Annotated in this window: 15 protein-coding genes and 2 pseudogenes; 5 read left to right on the top strand and 12 right to left on the bottom strand. The window is 72.2% G+C overall.

Annotation, left to right across the window (positions count from 1 at the left end; genetic code table 11):
• Positions 1–309 precede the first annotated feature (309 nt).
• Positions 310–915 carry a transposase family protein gene (locus ACRYR8_RS06225; protein WP_432483242.1) on the top strand — a complete coding sequence of 202 codons (606 nt, stop codon included), beginning with the start codon at positions 310–312 and terminating at the stop codon, positions 913–915.
• Positions 916–1,048: 133 nt separating this feature from the next.
• On the opposite strand, the gene ACRYR8_RS06220 is transcribed toward ACRYR8_RS06225, so the two are convergent.
• Entirely contained in the window at positions 1,049–2,044 is a 996-nt protein-coding gene (locus tag ACRYR8_RS06220) for a LacI family DNA-binding transcriptional regulator (RefSeq protein WP_432483241.1), read from the bottom strand.
• A gap of 243 nt (positions 2,045–2,287) precedes the next feature.
• On the opposite strand from ACRYR8_RS06220, the gene ACRYR8_RS06215 reads away from it, so the two are divergent.
• From ACRYR8_RS06215 to ACRYR8_RS06205, 3 genes and pseudogenes are all read left to right on the top strand, one after another.
• Positions 2,288–3,343, top strand: coding sequence for a Gfo/Idh/MocA family oxidoreductase (locus ACRYR8_RS06215; RefSeq protein WP_432483240.1), 1,056 nt, complete (start codon positions 2,288–2,290; stop codon positions 3,341–3,343).
• Between the two features lie 26 nt (positions 3,344–3,369).
• Positions 3,370–4,122: a TIM barrel protein gene (locus tag ACRYR8_RS06210; protein WP_432483251.1), complete on the top strand. Its 753-nt coding sequence runs from the start codon at positions 3,370–3,372 to the stop codon at positions 4,120–4,122.
• Between the two features lie 99 nt (positions 4,123–4,221).
• Positions 4,222–5,193 (top strand): annotated as a pseudogene (locus ACRYR8_RS06205) (MFS transporter); the annotation flags it as partial.
• A gap of 422 nt (positions 5,194–5,615) precedes the next feature.
• On the opposite strand, the gene ACRYR8_RS06200 reads toward ACRYR8_RS06205, so the two are convergent.
• A complete protein-coding gene (locus tag ACRYR8_RS06200; protein WP_432483239.1) occupies positions 5,616–6,089 on the bottom strand; it encodes a hemerythrin domain-containing protein in 474 nt (157 codons plus the stop codon).
• A 326-nt stretch (positions 6,090–6,415) separates the two neighbouring features.
• Between ACRYR8_RS06200 and ACRYR8_RS06195 the strand changes: the two are divergent.
• Positions 6,416–7,148 (top strand): annotated as a pseudogene (locus ACRYR8_RS06195) (metallophosphoesterase family protein); the annotation flags it as partial.
• A 377-nt stretch (positions 7,149–7,525) separates the two neighbouring features.
• Here the strand turns inward: ACRYR8_RS06195 and ACRYR8_RS06190 are convergent.
• The 10 genes from ACRYR8_RS06190 to ACRYR8_RS06145 form a co-directional block, all read right to left on the bottom strand.
• Positions 7,526–8,536 (bottom strand): MsnO8 family LLM class oxidoreductase, encoded by a 1,011-nt coding sequence (locus ACRYR8_RS06190; RefSeq protein ID WP_432483238.1) that lies wholly within the window; start codon positions 8,534–8,536, stop codon positions 7,526–7,528.
• 230 nt (positions 8,537–8,766) lie between these two features.
• A complete protein-coding gene (locus tag ACRYR8_RS06185) occupies positions 8,767–9,837 on the bottom strand; it encodes a sugar kinase (RefSeq protein WP_432483237.1) in 1,071 nt (356 codons plus the stop codon).
• An 8-nt stretch (positions 9,838–9,845) separates the two neighbouring features.
• On the bottom strand, positions 9,846–10,469 hold the full coding sequence (gene eda / locus ACRYR8_RS06180; RefSeq protein ID WP_432483236.1) for a bifunctional 4-hydroxy-2-oxoglutarate aldolase/2-dehydro-3-deoxy-phosphogluconate aldolase: 624 nt from the start codon (positions 10,467–10,469) through the stop codon (positions 9,846–9,848).
• 32 nt (positions 10,470–10,501) lie between these two features.
• Entirely contained in the window at positions 10,502–11,269 is a 768-nt protein-coding gene (locus ACRYR8_RS06175) for a glucose 1-dehydrogenase (RefSeq protein WP_432483234.1), read from the bottom strand.
• Complete coding sequence (locus tag ACRYR8_RS06170) at positions 11,266–11,451, bottom strand: hypothetical protein (RefSeq protein ID WP_432483233.1); 186 nt, start codon at positions 11,449–11,451, stop codon at positions 11,266–11,268. Before ACRYR8_RS06170 ends, ACRYR8_RS06175 begins: the two co-directional genes overlap by 4 nt.
• A complete protein-coding gene (locus ACRYR8_RS06165; RefSeq protein WP_432483232.1) occupies positions 11,448–12,428 on the bottom strand; it encodes a C-terminal binding protein in 981 nt (326 codons plus the stop codon). Before ACRYR8_RS06165 ends, ACRYR8_RS06170 begins: the two co-directional genes overlap by 4 nt.
• A complete protein-coding gene (locus ACRYR8_RS06160) occupies positions 12,425–13,312 on the bottom strand; it encodes an IclR family transcriptional regulator (protein WP_432483231.1) in 888 nt (295 codons plus the stop codon). The genes ACRYR8_RS06165 and ACRYR8_RS06160 overlap by 4 nt, the downstream gene beginning before the upstream one ends.
• Positions 13,313–13,363: 51 nt before the next feature.
• Positions 13,364–14,200, bottom strand: coding sequence for a 5-dehydro-4-deoxy-D-glucuronate isomerase (gene kduI, locus ACRYR8_RS06155; RefSeq protein WP_432483230.1), 837 nt, complete (start codon positions 14,198–14,200; stop codon positions 13,364–13,366).
• A gap of 11 nt (positions 14,201–14,211) precedes the next feature.
• Entirely contained in the window at positions 14,212–15,516 is a 1,305-nt protein-coding gene (locus ACRYR8_RS06150; RefSeq protein ID WP_432483229.1) for a TRAP transporter large permease, read from the bottom strand.
• 12 nt (positions 15,517–15,528) lie between these two features.
• Positions 15,529–16,035, bottom strand: coding sequence for a TRAP transporter small permease (locus tag ACRYR8_RS06145; RefSeq protein WP_432483228.1), 507 nt, complete (start codon positions 16,033–16,035; stop codon positions 15,529–15,531).
• Between the last annotated feature and the right edge of the window lie 3 nt (positions 16,036–16,038).

Below are 16,038 nucleotides of genomic sequence, written 5' to 3'. Positions count from 1 at the left end.
ACCGTTTGGTGGGGATCCTGCACGGTTGCTTGAAGTCACGGACCCTCTACAGCGAAACCACTGCCTGGAGCCACCTGATCGGCACAGCCGCTTGACACCGAATGCGCATGGGATGTCTATCGTGCCACCCTCGACGTCCCTCGCGCCCTGGCCCAGCGCATCGCCCACCTACTGCTGACCCACCGCGCCACGATCGGCACCCGCCGCGGCCGGCGGGCCATGGGCTGCTTCGCCCAAGCGGTACTGCTACTGCGATTCATGCGCCATCGCGCCCCAGTTGCCGACCTGGCCGTCGACAACTGTGTCAGCTTGTCCACCGCCCACCGCTGCCTGCACGAGGCCTTCGACGTAATCGCCGACCAGGCACCCGAACTGACTGACGTGGTCGAGCACGCCCTTGAGACTGGCTACGAGCACTGGCTGCTCGATGGAACGCTCATCGCCACCGACCGCGTCCACGACAGCGGACTCAGACCCGATCGGTGGTACTGCGGCAAGCACACACGTCATGGCGGCAACGTCCAGGTCGCCTGCGATCCCGACGGGCAACCGTTGTGGGTCTCATCGGTTGAGCCCGGCAGCACCCACGACCTCACCGCCGCTCGTCGTCATGTTCTGCCGGTGCTCTACCCGGCCGCAGTTCGCGGCCTGCCGGTGATGGCCGACGAGGGCTGCATCGGCGCCGGCGCCGGCGTTCGGGTCCCCGTCCGCCGTCCCGGCGCAGGACAGGTTCTCGACGCGTCGACTCGAGGCTGGAACTCGTACATCAACGCCGACCGCGCGTTCGTCGAGCACGGCATCGCTCACCCGAAAGTCCGCTGGCGAGCCCTGTCCCGGGTCACCCTCCGCCCCTGGCGCATCTGCGCGATCATCGCCACGGCGCTGGTACTCAGCAGTTGGGAGAACCGCTACTGACAAAGTGTCATGTCGCAGGACATCGGTGACAGTTCCACATCAGGACATCGGTGACACGCCACGAGCTCTTTGTGGTGACACTTCTTGGGCTCTCGCTACTTCGAACTTTGGCGTACCAAGGACGAGGCCGTGGTCAGAGGGGTGGCGCGCTCGTGGTGCGGCGCACGATCAGCTGCGGAGCGATGACAGCGTTCGCCGGGTTGATCTCCTGCTCGACTCGTTGCGTGGCCTGCGCGACAGCCTCGGCGGCGAGCAGGTGCACGTCCTGTCCCACGGTCGTCAGTGAGACCGTCTCCAACGAGGCGATGGCGCTGTCATCGAAGCCGACGACGGACAGCTTGTCCGGGACGGTGACGTCATGGGCTCGTAGTGAGGCCAAGAGACCTGCCGCGCAGACGTCGTTGAAGGCCAAGACGGCTGTGGGTCGTTCTGCGCCACACCGCTCCGTCAGAGCAACGGCCGCCTTCTCTCCCGAGGTGCTCGTCGTTCCCCCGGCCACCAGGTCGACCGGCAGACCGGCTGCCGTCAAGACCTTGCGGTAGGCGCGCCGCCGCTCCGCGGCGCCGGGGGCGCGCTGACCGTGAACGTAGGCGATGTGGCGGTGGCCAAGGTCGAGAAGGTGGTGCAGAGCTAGCTCGATGCCGGCTTCGTCGTCGGTCCGGACCGTCCCCACCCCCTGCACCTGCCCATCTGGGGGCAGGGACCGGGCGAGCAAGACGACCGGAACGCGTTCGGCCAGCTCGCTCAGGGCGCCGCGGTCCATGAGCGAGCCAACCAGCACCACGGCCTCGACCCGTTCGGCCAGCAGCTCCCGGACAGCGACCGCTTCTGGGCGGCGCTCCATTCGCGGCTGCAGGGACAGTCGCCAGTCCGTCGCCGAGACCGCTGAGTACAGGGCCTCGACCAGGTCGCCGTGGAACGGCTCGCGCAGTCCGAAGACCACGCCCAACGTCCGGCTGCGGCCCGATCCCAGCAGTCGGGCTCGCTGGTCAGGCTGGTAGTCCAGCTCTGCGGCAACCCGCAGGACGTGTTCCCGGTTCTGCGGACTCGCACCCGGTACACCACGCATGACGATCGAGACCAATGCTCGAGAGACCCCTGCTTCGCGGGCGACGTCAGCCAGCGTCACCGATGCTGTCCGCCTACCGGACACGAGGCCTCCTTGAATCCGTGGTCGACCACTGACTTCTCCTGCAGGTCACCAACCTGTTGGCGCTTATGCGGCAATCTGCCGTGCCGTCCAGCCTCCTGACCTAAGCACAGCCTTGCGGCCAGAGCCTGGACAGCTTGACCACTGGTCGATCGCTGGTCATCCTAGACCGGTCTAACCCCTAGACCGATCTAGGTGCATCGCAGAGAGGCGACCCACACCATGTCCGTAGTCGCACCCACCGGTACCGCACCCACGGGCATCGGCCTCCTCGGCGCCGGCCGCATCGGCAGCTCACACGCCCGCCTGATCGCCACCCGGGTGCCGAACGCGCGCCTGGTCGCGGTCGCCGACGTCCGCCCCGGCGCGGCGGCGGCGCTGGCCGAACCACTGGGTGCCGTCGGGTACACCGACGTCGATGAGTTGCTGGCCAACCCCGAAGTCGAGGCCGTGGTCATCACCGCCATCACCGAGGCACACGCCGACCTGGTCGAGACTGCCGCCCGCGCCGGCAAGGGCGTCTTCTGCGAGAAGCCCGCCGGTCTGTCGCTGGACGAGATCGACCGTGGCATCGCCGCCACCACCGAGGCCGGCGTCGCCTTCCAGGTCGGCTTCAACCGCCGCTTCGCCGCCGAGTTTGCCGCGGCCCGCGCCGCCATCGACGCCGGCCGCATCGGCACCCCGCAACTGCTGCGCTCCCTGACCCGCGACCCGGGATTGGTCAACCCCGCCGGCGTTCCGCCGTGGACAATCTTCCTGCTGACCCTCATCCACGACTTCGACACCCTGCTGTTCCTCAACCCCGGTGCCGAACCGACCTCGGTCTACGCCGTCGCCGATGCCCTAGTCGCCCCTGACTTCAAGGACGCCGGGCTGTTGGACACCGCCGTGGTCACCATCCGCTTCGACAACGGCGCCATCGCCACGGCCGAAGCCAACTTCTCGGCCACCTACGGCTACGACGTGCGCGGTGAAGTGTTTGGCTCCGGCGGGCGACTGGACATCGGTGGTCAACCCCGCCAGCAGCTGTCGATCTCCGACGCCAGCGGCCGGCACTTCGACACCCCCCGCGGGGACACCGAGCTGTTTCCTGACGCCTACGCCGGTGAGCTCTCTGAGTTCGCCGCCGCGGTGCGTGAAAATCGGGTCCCGGCCGTCACCGGTCACGACGCCAAGCGGGCCCTGTCGATCGCGCTGTCCTGCATCGCCTCCTACCGCAGCGGAGCACCGGTGGACCCGGCCGTGGTGGCCAAGACGATCGATGGGCGCACCAAGTGAGCTTCACCCTGGCGGTGTGCGCGGAGATGGTGTTCCGCGACCTGCCGATCGCCGAGCGCGTGACCACGTTGCACGATCTCGGGTTCGCGGTGGAGATCTGGGACTGGACCGCCAAGGACCTCAAGGAGCTGGCCGCCACCGGTGCCACGTTCACTTCGATGACCGGCTACGTCGACGGTGAGCTCATCGACCCCGACGGCGCCGACCGTCTCCTGACCAGTGCCGAGCGTTCCATCGAAGCCTCCCGCACGCTGGGCCGGCCCAACCTGAACCTGCACGGGACGGGGCTGGACGACCGGGGCTTGCCGGTGCGGCCGCAGCAGGTCGTCAGCCCCGCCGACTGGCTGGCCGCCCAGCGCACGCTGGGCCGCATCGCCGAGCTGGGCGCCCAGCACGACGTGATCTTCACCCTGGAGAACCTCAACCTGGCCGTCGACCACCCCGGCACCCCGTTCGCCTCGGCCGCCGACACCCGGACCCTGGTGGCGGCCGTCGACAGCCCCCACCTGCGGATGAACCTCGACCTGTACCACGCGCAGATCGGCGAGGGGAACCTCATCGAGCTCGTCCGCGCCAGCGCCGCCCTGATCGGCGAGATCCAGGTGGCCGACGTCCCGGGCCGCTGCGAACCCGGTACCGGGGAGATCCACTACCCCTCCATCGCCCGGACTCTGCAGGACATCGGATACGCCGGAACGGTGGGGATGGAGGCGTGGGCCTCCGGCGACAGCCTCGCGGCCGTCGAGGCGTTCCGGCAAGCCTTCAGCATCCCGGACTGACCGACGTCACCGACCGGACCGACGTCACCGACGACCGGACCGGTACCCGGGTGCGCGTCCTTCTGCCCCGTCGACCCCGCTAGGCATTGAGACGTCAGGATGAAGGAGTTCTGCTTGTCGACCGCTCACGGTCAGCAAGGAACCCGCGACGCGGGGGCTGCCCGCACCCTGCCCCCGTTGACTGCCGGCCCGCACCGCAAGCGTCTGGGCATGGTCGCCATGATCGCGACCTTCGGTGGTCTCCTGTTCGGCTACGACACCAGCGTCATCAACGGCGCGCTGGAACCGATGGTCGTCGAGCTCGGGCTGACGAAGGTCACCGAAGGCGTCGTCACCAGCTCTCTGCTGTTCGGAGCGGCGATCGGAGCCATCGCCGGCGGGCGCCTGTCCGATGCCTGGGGCCGCCGCAAGACGATCATCCTGTTGTCGCTGTTCTTCTTCGTCGGCGCGCTGGTCTGTGTGTTCAGCCCGTCGTTCGAGGTGATGGTCGTTGGGCGAGTGATCCTCGGTCTGGCCGTGGGCGGCGCCTCGACGGTGGTGCCGGTCTTCCTGGCGGAGCTGGCCCCGTACGAGATCCGCGACTCGCTGGCCGGTCGCAACGAGATGATGATCGTCAGCGGCCAGCTGCTGGCCTTCATCATCAACGCGATCATCGGCAACATCTGGGGTGAGTACGGCGGCATCTGGCGCGTCATGCTCGCCTTCGTCACCATCCTTGCGGTGGCCTTGTTCGTCGGCATGCTGCGGGTGCCCGAGTCCCCGCGGTGGCTGATCAACCACGGCAAGTACGACGAGGCGGTCGCCGTGCTGCGCCAGCTGCGTTCCCCCGAGCGGGCCGAGGCCGAAGCCAAGGAGATCGCCGGTGCCACCTACGACGAGTCCAAGCTCGTGACCGTGGACTGGCGCGGGATCCTGACCCACCGCTGGCTGCGCCGCATCCTGCTCGTCGGCATCGGCCTGGGCGTCTTCCAGCAACTCACCGGAATCAACTCGATCCTCTACTACGGCCAGTCCGTCCTCATCGAAGCCGGCTTTTCCCAGAGGGCGGCCCTCATCGCCAAAACCGCCCCCCGGCGTCATCTCCGTGACACTTCACCCTGCTCGGCGCCATCACGGCGGAGGCCGACTGGCGCCGCCTGGTGCGCCGTAGCGCCGGAGACGCGGGCCGCGGCGGGGAGGTGGTTCTCGAGACCGACCTGCTGAGCATCCAGGTGGGTTGCTGAGCGGTTGCGTCCAGCGCGTCACGCAGCGATCCAGCCGAGTGCCGGGGGCCGAGGCGGTGGCTCACCTGCTGGAGCTGCACCGCCTTCGCCGCTTCGCGGGCCGCCGGTGCCCGGCTGGTGACGGAACCGTCCAGCGAGGGGCAGAGGTCGTGGGTGGGGGCCCGTGTCGTCTGCTCGCGGTCCGGGCCCCGGGGGCCGTGCGCGCAGCGAGGAGGTTCTCGAAGTGGCCGTCGAGGACGGGCGCCGGTCTCACAGCGAGGGGGCGCCGGATCACAGCGGCCCCAGCACGTGGTGCACGTCGGCGTCCAGGTTCAGCGTCTCCAGGACGGCCAGGAGCTGGCGTTCCTCGTAGCGGAAGTGCGACTCCATGATCGCCGCGACGCCCTCCAGGTGGCGGTCCAGTTCGAGCGGGCTCGCCGAGCGCTCGACGGCGGCCTGCAGCCCGGCGAGCAGGTGGGCGATCATCGAGTGGTCCTGCTGCAGGTGGCGCAGCCCACCGCGCAGGTGCGGGTGCTGCTGTGCGATCGACGGGAACAGCTCTCGATCCTCGCCTTCGTGGTGCCCGGTCAGGGCGGTGCAGAACCCGTGGCAGTACAGCAGCAGGTCACGGGTTGCCGGGCCCGCCGCGTCGCCGCCGTGCGCGAGCGCGGCGCGCGTGACACGCAGCGCTTCTCTCAAGCGGCCGTGCACGGCACGCAGTTCGTGGCTCCAGGTCAGCAGCCTGGCCTTCTCGCCCTCACCCACGGGGGGCGGGCGAAGGGGACGACAACATCAGCGTCGTGCTCCTTCGTTCCGGCGCCTCCATGCCTGACACGGTCTGCCACCGGCACGCGACGCTGCGGCGACTGTAGCGCCCGACGGTGGGGCTGACCAGGGAGTCCAGAAGTCACCAGCGAACCACGATCACGCACGACGGCTCGTGCCGACACGGTCGCTGTTGCGCACTGATCCTCAAGCGCTCCCCCTCGCCGGGTGCGCGGACGGGGGACGACATCAACCAGCGTCGGCCAGCGCGCTCCTCGTCGAGGCGAGAACAGCGGACCGGCCTTCACATCCGGGTAGCTTCCCGGGTGCGCATCGCGGTGACCTCGGACGTCCACGGCAACCTGCTCGCGTGGGAGGCCGTGCTGGCCGACACCGCTGCCCAGGGCGTCGACGTGACCGTCGACCTCGGCGACCCGCTCTCCGGTGGTCGCTGCCCGCGGGAGACGGCCGATCGGCTGGTGGAGCCGGATCCGCCCACCGTGCGCGGCGACCACGAGCGCCAAGTCCTGGACACCCCGGTGGAGCGGATGATCCGCTCCGACCGGCTGGCGCACGGGGTGCTGCTGCCGAAGCACCGGGCGTGGTTGGCGGCACTGCCCTCGACGCTCGACCTGGACGGCGACGTCCTGGACTTCCACGGCTCGCCCACGGACGACCTCACCCACCTCCTGGACACCGTGGAGCCAGGTGGTGCGCGCCCCGCCACGGTGCAGGAGGTCCTGACCCGGTCGGGACCGCACGCCGAGCGGCGGGTGCTGCTGTGCGGTCACACGCACCTGCAGCGCTGCCTGCGTCTGCCCACCGGTGCCCTGGTCGTCAACCCCGGCAGCGTGGGCTGGCCCGCCGACGACGATGACGCGCCGTACCCGCACCGTCATGGGGGCAGGCACCCCCACGCCCGCTACGCCCCCCCTGCGCCGCAGCGGTGACCACTGGGGAGTCGCCTTCCGCGCCGTCGACCACGACTGGGAGCGGGCGGCGCGCACCGCCGAAGCCAACAACCGCTCCGACGTCGCGCGGGCACTGCGCACCGCACGGCGTGGCCCCACCCGCTCGGCCGGGACGAGAGGACCGCGAGCTGCGCCGAGCGAACGAGGTGGCGGATCAACGGCTCACGACACTGGACCTCATCGGCGGTCACCCGTGCGGACGGTACGACGGTGGCTGGCGCACGGGCCCGGCACGGGGGCTTCCCGGTCGATGAACGCGCGACCCCACGAGGACGTGCAGGCCGGGGGTGCCGACCCGCTGGTCTTCGATGCGCCCGGCGGTACCGGAGCGCGGCCGCAGCAACGGCTGGCGGGCGCGCCGACGTGGTGCGCCAGGCCCGCGCGGCGGCAGGGCCCTCAGCGTCGCCGGCGATCCGCTGGACGCCGGGGACGCCTTCCACAGCCGCTGACCCGGCGCCGCGTCCGTCACCCGAGCAGTGCATCCGCCAGGCGCGCGTCGGACTCGGCTCGCAGCTCGTCGTCGTGCACGGTCGTGGCGACCAGGAGCTCGCGGGCCCCGACCCGCGCCAGCAGGTCGCCGACCTGCCGGCGCACCTCGGCTTCCGTGCCGACGATGTTCCGCGCAAGGACCGCGTCCACCGTGCGGCGCTCGCGGGCGGTGAGGTCGTCCAGACGGACGTCGGCGGGGGCCGGCAACGGCGGGAACCGCCCGCGGGTGCGTGAGATCGCCAGCGACCACGCCTGCGGCAGCAGTTCGCGCCGGGCCGCGGCCGGGTCGTCGGCGACGAGCACGTCGGCCAGCACCACCACGTGCGGGCCGCCGTGGCCGCGCTCGACGAAGCGCTCGCGGTACTGCACCAGCCCCGCGGGGTCGTCGAGCGCCGGGCCGCCCACGACGACGGGCAGGCCCAGGTGCGCGGCGGTGATCAGCCCGGCCCCGGTGGCCAGCACCGTGACCGGGGGCGCCGGCACGTGCGGGCGGACCGTCACCGGCGCTCGCCCGTGCAGCAGGTCCAGCAGCTCGGACAGCCGGTCGGTGAACTCCTGCGCGTCGCTGCCGGGAGCACGCAGCGCCGCCCGCACCGGCGCCGTGAACCCGGCCGATCGCCCCACCCCGAGGTCGACGCGGCCCGGCCGCAGGGCCTGCAGGACGGCGAACTGCTCAGCGACCACCAGCGGGACGTGGTTGGGCAGCATCACCCCGCCGGAGCCGACCCGCAGCGCCGAGGACGGCTCCAGCGCCGACGTGATGGCGGCCAGCAGCACGGCCGGCGACGGGCCGACGACACCGGGGACCGCGTGGTGCTCGGCCACCCAGAAGCGGTGGTAGCCCAGCGACTGCGCACGCACCGCGCGCTCGAGCGTGGCGCGGATCGCGGCGGCGTCGTCGCCGGCACCGCCCCCGGCCGGGGCGGTGGTGCGGGTGCGGTCCAGCAGCGACAGGGCGGGCGCGGTGCGCGGGGAGCGTGCGGGCATGGTGGTGTCTGCAACACCCGGCCGGCCGTGCTGCATCCCGCCGGGTGCCCGGTCGCGGCACCCCCGTCTCCGGCGAACTCGGCCACGAGGCGCGGTGGGCCTCGGGCTCCGCGCGAACGGCCGGCTCGTCAGCCGGCTCCAGGACCGCGACCACCTCGCGCACCGTCGGCACGACCGTCGACCTCCCCCGTGCGGGAGTCACCGACTCGTGAGAGCGCCACCGGCGCCGGTCACCGCGACACCGAGGCGTCCCCCGACGCCAGGAGTGCCTCGACGTCGGCCTCGGACGCGGCCGAGGAATCCCCCGGCGTGGTCATCACGAGGGCACCGTGCGCCACTCCCAGGTCCACGGCCCGCTGCAGGCCCTGCCCGCCGAGCAGCCCGTGCACCAGACCGGCGGTGAACGCGTCGCCACTGCCGATGCGGTCCAGCACGGCGAGGTCCCGGAACTCCACACCCTCGACCACCCCGCTGCCGGCGGACCAGGCGAGCGCACCGAAGTCGTTGCGCGACGCGGACACCACCCGCCGCCGGGTGGTGGCCACCACCCGCAGGCCCGGGTGGTCGGCCGCGTCGCGCAGCACCCGGTCACGGGGGTCGCCGCCGTCCCCGGGCAGTCCGGTCAGCCCGGCACCGACGAGGACGTCCACGTCCCCCACCAGCCGGCGGTTCAACTCCTGGGCGGCGTGCGCCCCGCCGCGGCCCGCCCACAGGCTGGGGCGGTAGTTCAGGTCGTAGGACGTGGTCGTCCCGTGCCGGCGGGCGGCGGCGAGCCCTTCGGCGGCGAGCGCGGCGGTGCTCTCCGACAGCGCCGCGAAGATCCCCCCGGTGTGGAACCAGCGGACCCCCTGGACGCCGAAGAGGTCGTCCCAGTCCACGTCGCCCGGGCCCAGGCGGCTGACCGCCGTGCCGCCCCGGTCGGAGACCCCCACCGAGCGACGGACGCCGAAACCCCGCTCGACGAAGTTCAGACCGTTGCGGACGGTGCGGCCAGCGCCGTCGGCGGGGACCCAGTGCACCAGGGCGGTGTCGACGCCGCCGGTGAGGACGAGGTCCTCGACGAGCCGACCCACCTCGTCGTCGGCGAGGGCCGTGACGACCGCGGTGCGCCGGCCGAAGCACCGGCGCAGCCCGCGGGCGACGTTGTACTCCCCGCCGCCCTCGTGGACGTCGAAGCGCCGGGCGGTGCGGATGCGCCCCTCACCGGGGTCGAAGCGGAGCATCACCTCCCCGAGGGAGACGAGGTCGTAGCGGCACCCGTCGGCCCGCCGCAGTCCCACCGGGTCCAGCGGTCCGTCCACGGGGCCGTTCACCGCGCCGCCAGGGCGACCGCGCGGGCCGTCAGCTCCCGCACGGTCTCGAAGTCGCCGGCGGCGATGCGGTCGCGGGGGACCATCCACGACCCGCCGACGGCGGCGACGCTCGGCACGGCCAGCCACTGGGCGAGGTCGTCCGGCCCGATGCCGCCGGTGGGGACGAACCGCACGCCGGCGAACGGGGCGGACAGCGCCCGGACCGCGGCGGTGCCCCCGGAGGTCGCGGCCGGGAAGAACTTCACCGTGGACAGGCCGAGCTCCAGGGCGGCCTGCACCTCCGTGGCGGTGACGGCGCCGGGCAGGAACGCCACCCCGTGCTCCCGGCAGCGCTCCACGACGGCCCGGCTGAGCCCCGGGCTGACGACGAACGCCGCGCCAGCGGCGACGGCCTGGTCGACCTGGTCGGGGGTCAGGACGGTGCCGGCACCGACGAGCACCCCGCCGTGGTCGGCCACGGCGCGCACCGCGTCGGCGGCGGCCGGGGTGCGGAAGGTGACCTCGGCGACGGGCAGCCCCCCGGCGACGAGGGCGTCGGCCAGGGCGCTCGCCCGGGCGGCGTCGTCGAGCACGACGACGGGCACGAGACGGGCGGCGGTGAGGTGGTCGAGGACGTCCACGGGCTTCTCCTCCTGAGGAATCGGTTGCCGGGTCACCGGGCCAGCCAGCCACCGTCGACGGCGAGGACGTGCCCGTGCACGTAGGCCGCGGCCGGGGAGGCGAGGAAGACGACGGCGTCGCCGACGTCCTGCGGCGTCCCCCAGCGCCCGGCCGGGATCCGGACGGACAGCTGCTCCCGGCGGACCGGGTCGGCGAGCAGCGCCTCGTTCATGTCGGTGGCCATGTACCCGGGGGCCAGGGCGTTGACGCCGACCCCGCGCCCGGCCCACTCGTTGCACAGCGCCTTCGTCAGCTGTGCCACCGCGCCCTTGCTGGCGGCGTAGGCGGGGACGGTCACCCCGCCCTGGAAGGAGAGCAGGGAGGCGATGTTGACGACGCGGCCCTCACCGCGTTCGAGCATCGGGGCGCCGAACAGCTGGCAGAGCTGGAAGACCGCCCGCAGGTTCACCTCGAGGACGCGGTCGAAGGCGTCGAGGGGGAAATCCACCGCCGGGTGGCGCTCCTGGGTCCCGGCGTTGTTGACCAGGACGTCGACGCGGTGCTCGGCGAGGACGGCGGCCGCGGTCGCTGCGGCGGCGTCCGGATCGGCCAGGTCCACGGCGTGGTGGTGCAGACGCCGGCCGGACCGCTCCGCCTCCTGCGCGAGCTCCGCGGCGGGGGAGTTGCGGCCGAGGACGACCACGTCGGCCCCGGCGCGCAGCAGGGAGGTGGAGATCCCCAGGCCCAGGCCGCGCCCACCGCCGGTGACGACTGCCGTGCGGCCGGTCAGGTCGAAGGGGTTCCGCGCACCGTCGCTCACGTCGCCGCCCCCGCGAGCGGTTCCGGGTGCGGGCTCACGGGGATCCTCGGGCAGTCGCTGTCGGCGGCGAACGCCTGCGCCACGTCGACCAGCGCGCAGCCGTCGGGGACTCCCGGTGCCTGCAGGTGCGCGGGCCGGAGGACGTCGGGCCCCTCCCGCACCGCGGTCGTCGGGACGGTCACCGGGAACCGCCTCCCGCGGCGTTCAGCGCCTCGGGGTTGAGCACGTTCGCCGGCCGCCGGCCGGCGCAGACGTCGACGACGTTCTGCACGGTCCGGCGCTTCAGCTCCCCGTACGACTCCTCGGAGTACCACGCGAGGTGGGGGGTGAGGACTGCGGAGTCGAGGGTGGTGAGCGGGTGCCCGGGAGGCAGGGGCTCCTCCTCGAACACGTCCAGACCGGCACCGTGCAGCCGGCCGGACCGCAACGCGTCGACGAGGGCGGTGGTGTCCAGGACACCCCCGCGGCTGGTGTTCACGACGACCGCGTCGGGGCGCATGCGGGCCAGTTCCCCCGCGCCGATCAGGTGGTGGGTGCTGTCGGTGAGCGGGAGGTGCAGGGAGACGACGTGAGCCCGGGTCAGGAGGTCGTCCAGCGCGAGCACCTCGATCCCTCCGACGGTCGACCCCGGCTCGTGGCGGGCGTCGGCCGCGACGACGCGGTAGCCGAGCCCCGCGGCCTTGCGGGCGGTGGCGGCACCGATGAGCCCCAGGCCGACGACGCCGAAGACCCGACCCCCGACCTGGTGCAGCGGGCGCACCGGGGCCAGGCCGCCGGTGCCGTCGCGCACTCCGCGGTCCATCCACGCGATGCGGCGGGCCGCGGTGAGCGCCAGGGCGATCGCGTGGTCGGACACCGATTCCGTGCCGTAGTCGGGGACGTTGCAGACCGCGACACCGCGGGCGGTGCAGGCGGCGATGTCGACGGTGTCGACGCCGACGCCGTAGCGCCCGACGGCGCGGACGGTGGGCAGCGCGTCGAGGAGGGCTGCGTCGATGCGGGCGTACTGGACGACGAGCGCGTCCGCGCCGGCAGCGGTGGCGACGACGTCGTCCGCGGAGCCCGAGGGGGCCACGACGAGTTCGGCGCCGGCCGCGTCCGCCACGGCCCGCTCCTCGGCGAGGGAGTCGTGGTCGCAGTCGGTGACGACGATCTTCACGACGTCCTCCTCGAGGTCGATGCACGGGTCGGGTGACCGGTGGGTTCCACGGGGTTCTCCTGGTCGCGGTGGGTGGAGCCGGCGGACCGGCCGACGTGGCCGAGGGCTGCGGACAGCCGGTCGGCGGTCGCGACGGCCTCGGCGGCCATCGCCTCGATCTGGTCGAGGCTGTGCTCGAGCGTGAGCGTGGAGATGCTCAGCCCGTACCGGACGGTCCCGGTGTGGTCGTGGACGGGCGCGGCGACGCAACCGACGCCGGGGACGTTCTCCTCGCGGTCCAGGGCGTACCCCTGGCGGCGGACACCGGCGATCTCGGCGGCCAGCGCCTCCACCGTGGTCAGGGTGTTCACCGTGCGCGCCGGCAGGCCGGTGCGGGCGGCGTAGCGCTCCACGCCGTCGTCGGTGAGCCCCGCGAGGACGACCTTGCCGATCCCGGAGGTGTGCAACGGGATCGCGTGCCCCACGCGGGACGGCATCCGGTAGGGCTTGTCGGAGTCCGCGCGGATCAGGTAGACGATCTCGTCGGCGTTCGCGACGCCCACGTGCACGGTGCAGTGCACGCGGGCGACGAGCTCGTCGACGAAGGGCTGCGCGATCGCCGAGATGTCGATGCGCTGCAGCGCCTGCCCGGCCATCGAGAGCAGCTTCGGCCCGGGCAGGTAGCTGCCGTCGGCCGAGACCACCACGAACTGCCGGTCGGCGAGGGTGGCCAGGATGCGGTGCGTGGTGGTCTTCGTGAGACCGGTGGCCGCGACCACGTCGGTGAACCGGTGGTGCTGCAGGGCCGCCTCCAGGACGAGCAGCGTCTTCTCGCTCGCACTGGTGGCGAGTGCGGCCGGCACGGTCCCGCCGGTCCCCGGGTCCGCCGCGTCCTCGGCAGCCATCGTCGTCCTCTCCCTCGCCACAGTGTCACGCCGGCCCGTCGCAGCGGCCGTTCACCGCAGGTCGGCCACCGGCACGCCGTCCATGTCGTCGAAGGCCTGGTTCTCCCCGGCCATCGCCCACACGAAGCTGTAGGCGGCGGTGCCGGCTCCGCAGTGGACGGACCAGCTGGGGGAGATGACGGCCTGGCAGTCGGCGACGAGGAGGTGGCGGGTCTCCTCCGGACGCCCCATGACGTGCAGGACCCGGTCGTCGGCGGGGAGGTCGAAGTACAGGTACACCTCGGTGCGGCGGTCGTGGGTGTGCGCGGGCAGCGTGTTCCAGGTGCTGCCGGGGTGCAGGGTCGTGACGCCCATGACGACCTGGCAGCTGCGGATGCCGTCCGCGTGGACGTACTGGTTGAGCGTGCGGCGGTTGGAGGTCAGCGGGTCACCGAGTTCCCGCACGGTCCCCCGACCGGGCAGCACCGAGGTCGTCGGGTGAGTGGTGTGCGCCGGAGCGGAGAACAGGTAGAACCGTGCCGGTGGTGCCCCGTCCCCGCCCACGGACGAGAACTCGACGTCCACGGCACCCCGGCCGACGTACAGGCACGCCCCGTGGGGGAGGTCGTGCTCGGCGCCGTCGACCCGCGCCCGCCCGGGGCCCCCGACGTTGACGATCCCGGCCTCCCGGTGCTCGAAGAACCTCTCGCTGCGCAGCTCCGGGAACGCGGGGACGGGCAGCGGTCGCCCGGTCGGCACGAGGCCGGCCAGGACGACGCGGTCGTGGTGGCTGTGCACCGCGCGCACCTGGCCGTCGAGGAAGAGGCCCTCGACGAGGAAGCGGCGACGCAGTTCCCCGGTCCCCAGGGCGGGCACATCGTCGGGGTGGGTGGCGTGTCGCTGGTCCACGTTCTCTCCGCTCACATCAGGCCCAGTGCGGTGGGCAACCACAGCGACAGGGCGGGGGTGAAGATGACGACGACGAGCATCAGGGCGATGGCGCCGAAGAACGGCAGGAGGCTGCGGAAGACGCTCTCGATGCTGACGTCGGCCACCTTGGCGCCGATGAAGAGCACCGGCCCGACGGGAGGGGTGATCGTCCCGATGCAGAGGTTGAAGACCATGATGATCCCGAAGTGGACCGGGTCGATGCCGAAGCTGGTGACGATCGGCAGGAAGATCGGGGTGAAGATGAGCACCGCGGGCGTCGGGTCCATGAAGCAGCCGACGGCGAGCAGGACGGCGGCGATGAGAAGCAGGAGCAGCACCGGGTTCGTCGTCAGCCCGAACATGGTCTCGGAGACGGCGGCGGGGATCTGCGCGAACGACAGGACGAACCCCATGATGGAGGACACCCCGATGAGGAACATCACGACGGCCGTGGTGCGGGTGGCCTCCATGAGGATCCCCGGCAGGTGGCGGACCTGCACGGCACGGTAGGCGAAGGCGAGCGCCAACGAGTACGCGACGGCGATGACCGACGCTTCCGTGGGGGTGAAGAACCCGGCCAGGATCCCGCCGATCACGATCACGATGAGCAGGAGGGCGGGAACGGCGGACAGCAGCACGCGAACGCCGGCGGCGATGCCGATGCCACCCCGGAAGCGCATCTCCGGCCGCCGGCGGGCGACGAGGAACACGATCGCCATGCACACCAGCGCCCAGGCGACCCCGGGCAGGTACCCCGCCACGAACAGTGCAGCGATGGAGGAGCTGGAGACCAGCGAGTAGACGATCACCAGGTTGCTGGGCGGGATGAGCATGCCGGCCGGGGCGGAGGCGATGTTCACCGCCGCGGCGAAGTTCCGGTCGTAGCCCTCCTTCGCCTGCAGCGGTGCCATCGTGGAACCGACGGCCGCGGCGGAGGCCACAGCGGATCCGCTGACGGCACCGAAGAGGGCGTTGGCGGCGATGTTCGTCTGTGCCAGTGCCCCCGGGGTCCGGCCGACGAGGACCTTCGCGGCGTTGACCAGGCGCAGGGCGATGCCGCCGTTGTTCATGACCACCCCCGCCAGGACGAAGAACGGGATGGCCAGCAGGGGGAAGGAGTTGACGCCCCTGAACACCTGCTGAGCGGAGGTGAGGACCCCGTTCTGCACGCCGAGCACGGTGCACAGCGACGCGGTGGCGCTCAGGCCGACGGCGATGCTCACGGGAGCGCCGATCAGCAGCAGGACGACGATCCCGCCGACGAGCACGAGAGTGGCGAGTGCGGCAGCGTCCACGACCAGCTCCTCTCAGACCGCGTCGCGGTCGGTCTCGAGCACCGTGGCCCGCTCGCCACCGGTGGCGGTGGCGAGCAGGTGGTGCAGGGCGTAGAAGGCGACGAGGACGCCGCACAGGGGCAGCGCCAGGTAGAGCGACCCGACGTTGACGGGGAGCCCGGTGAGGTTCTGGTCCCAGGCGAGGACGACCACGCGGTACCCGCCCCACACGAGGGCGGTGGCGGCGAAGGTCAGGATCGCCAGCTGGACGACGGCGGCGAGGACGCGCTGGGCGCCTGCCGGCAACCGGCGCACCCCGACGTCGACGGCGATGTGCCCGCGTTCGCCGAACACCAGCGCCGCGCCGAGCAGGCCGAGCCAGATGAACAGGTACTTCGCCAGCTCTTCCGACCAGCCGCTGGGGGAGTCGAGCACCTGACGGGCGAAGACCTGCCAGGCGACGGTGAGGACCAGTGCGCTGAAGAGGACCACGCACACCACGGTCAGCACCCTGTCGAGGACCTTCTTCACCGCGTCCACGCG

Origin of the sequence: Kineococcus esterisolvens (assembly GCF_050871405.1) — a bacterium.
GTDB lineage: Bacteria > Actinomycetota > Actinomycetes > Actinomycetales > Kineococcaceae > Kineococcus.
This window is presented reverse-complemented; position numbering and strand designations above follow the sequence as displayed.

Bases quoted from the DNA above. Each gene is read 5' to 3' on its own strand.
- ACRYR8_RS06160 (WP_432483231.1), bottom strand. From the start codon at position 13,312: ATGGCTGCCGAGGACGCGGCGGACCCGGGGACCGGCGGGACCGTGCCG.
- ACRYR8_RS06210 (WP_432483251.1), top strand. From the start codon at position 3,370: ATGGTGTTCCGCGACCTGCCGATCGCCGAGCGCGTGACCACGTTGCAC.
- ACRYR8_RS06215 (WP_432483240.1), top strand. From the start codon at position 2,288: ATGTCCGTAGTCGCACCCACCGGTACCGCACCCACGGGCATCGGCCTC.
- ACRYR8_RS06190 (WP_432483238.1), bottom strand. From the start codon at position 8,536: ATGCCCGCACGCTCCCCGCGCACCGCGCCCGCCCTGTCGCTGCTGGAC.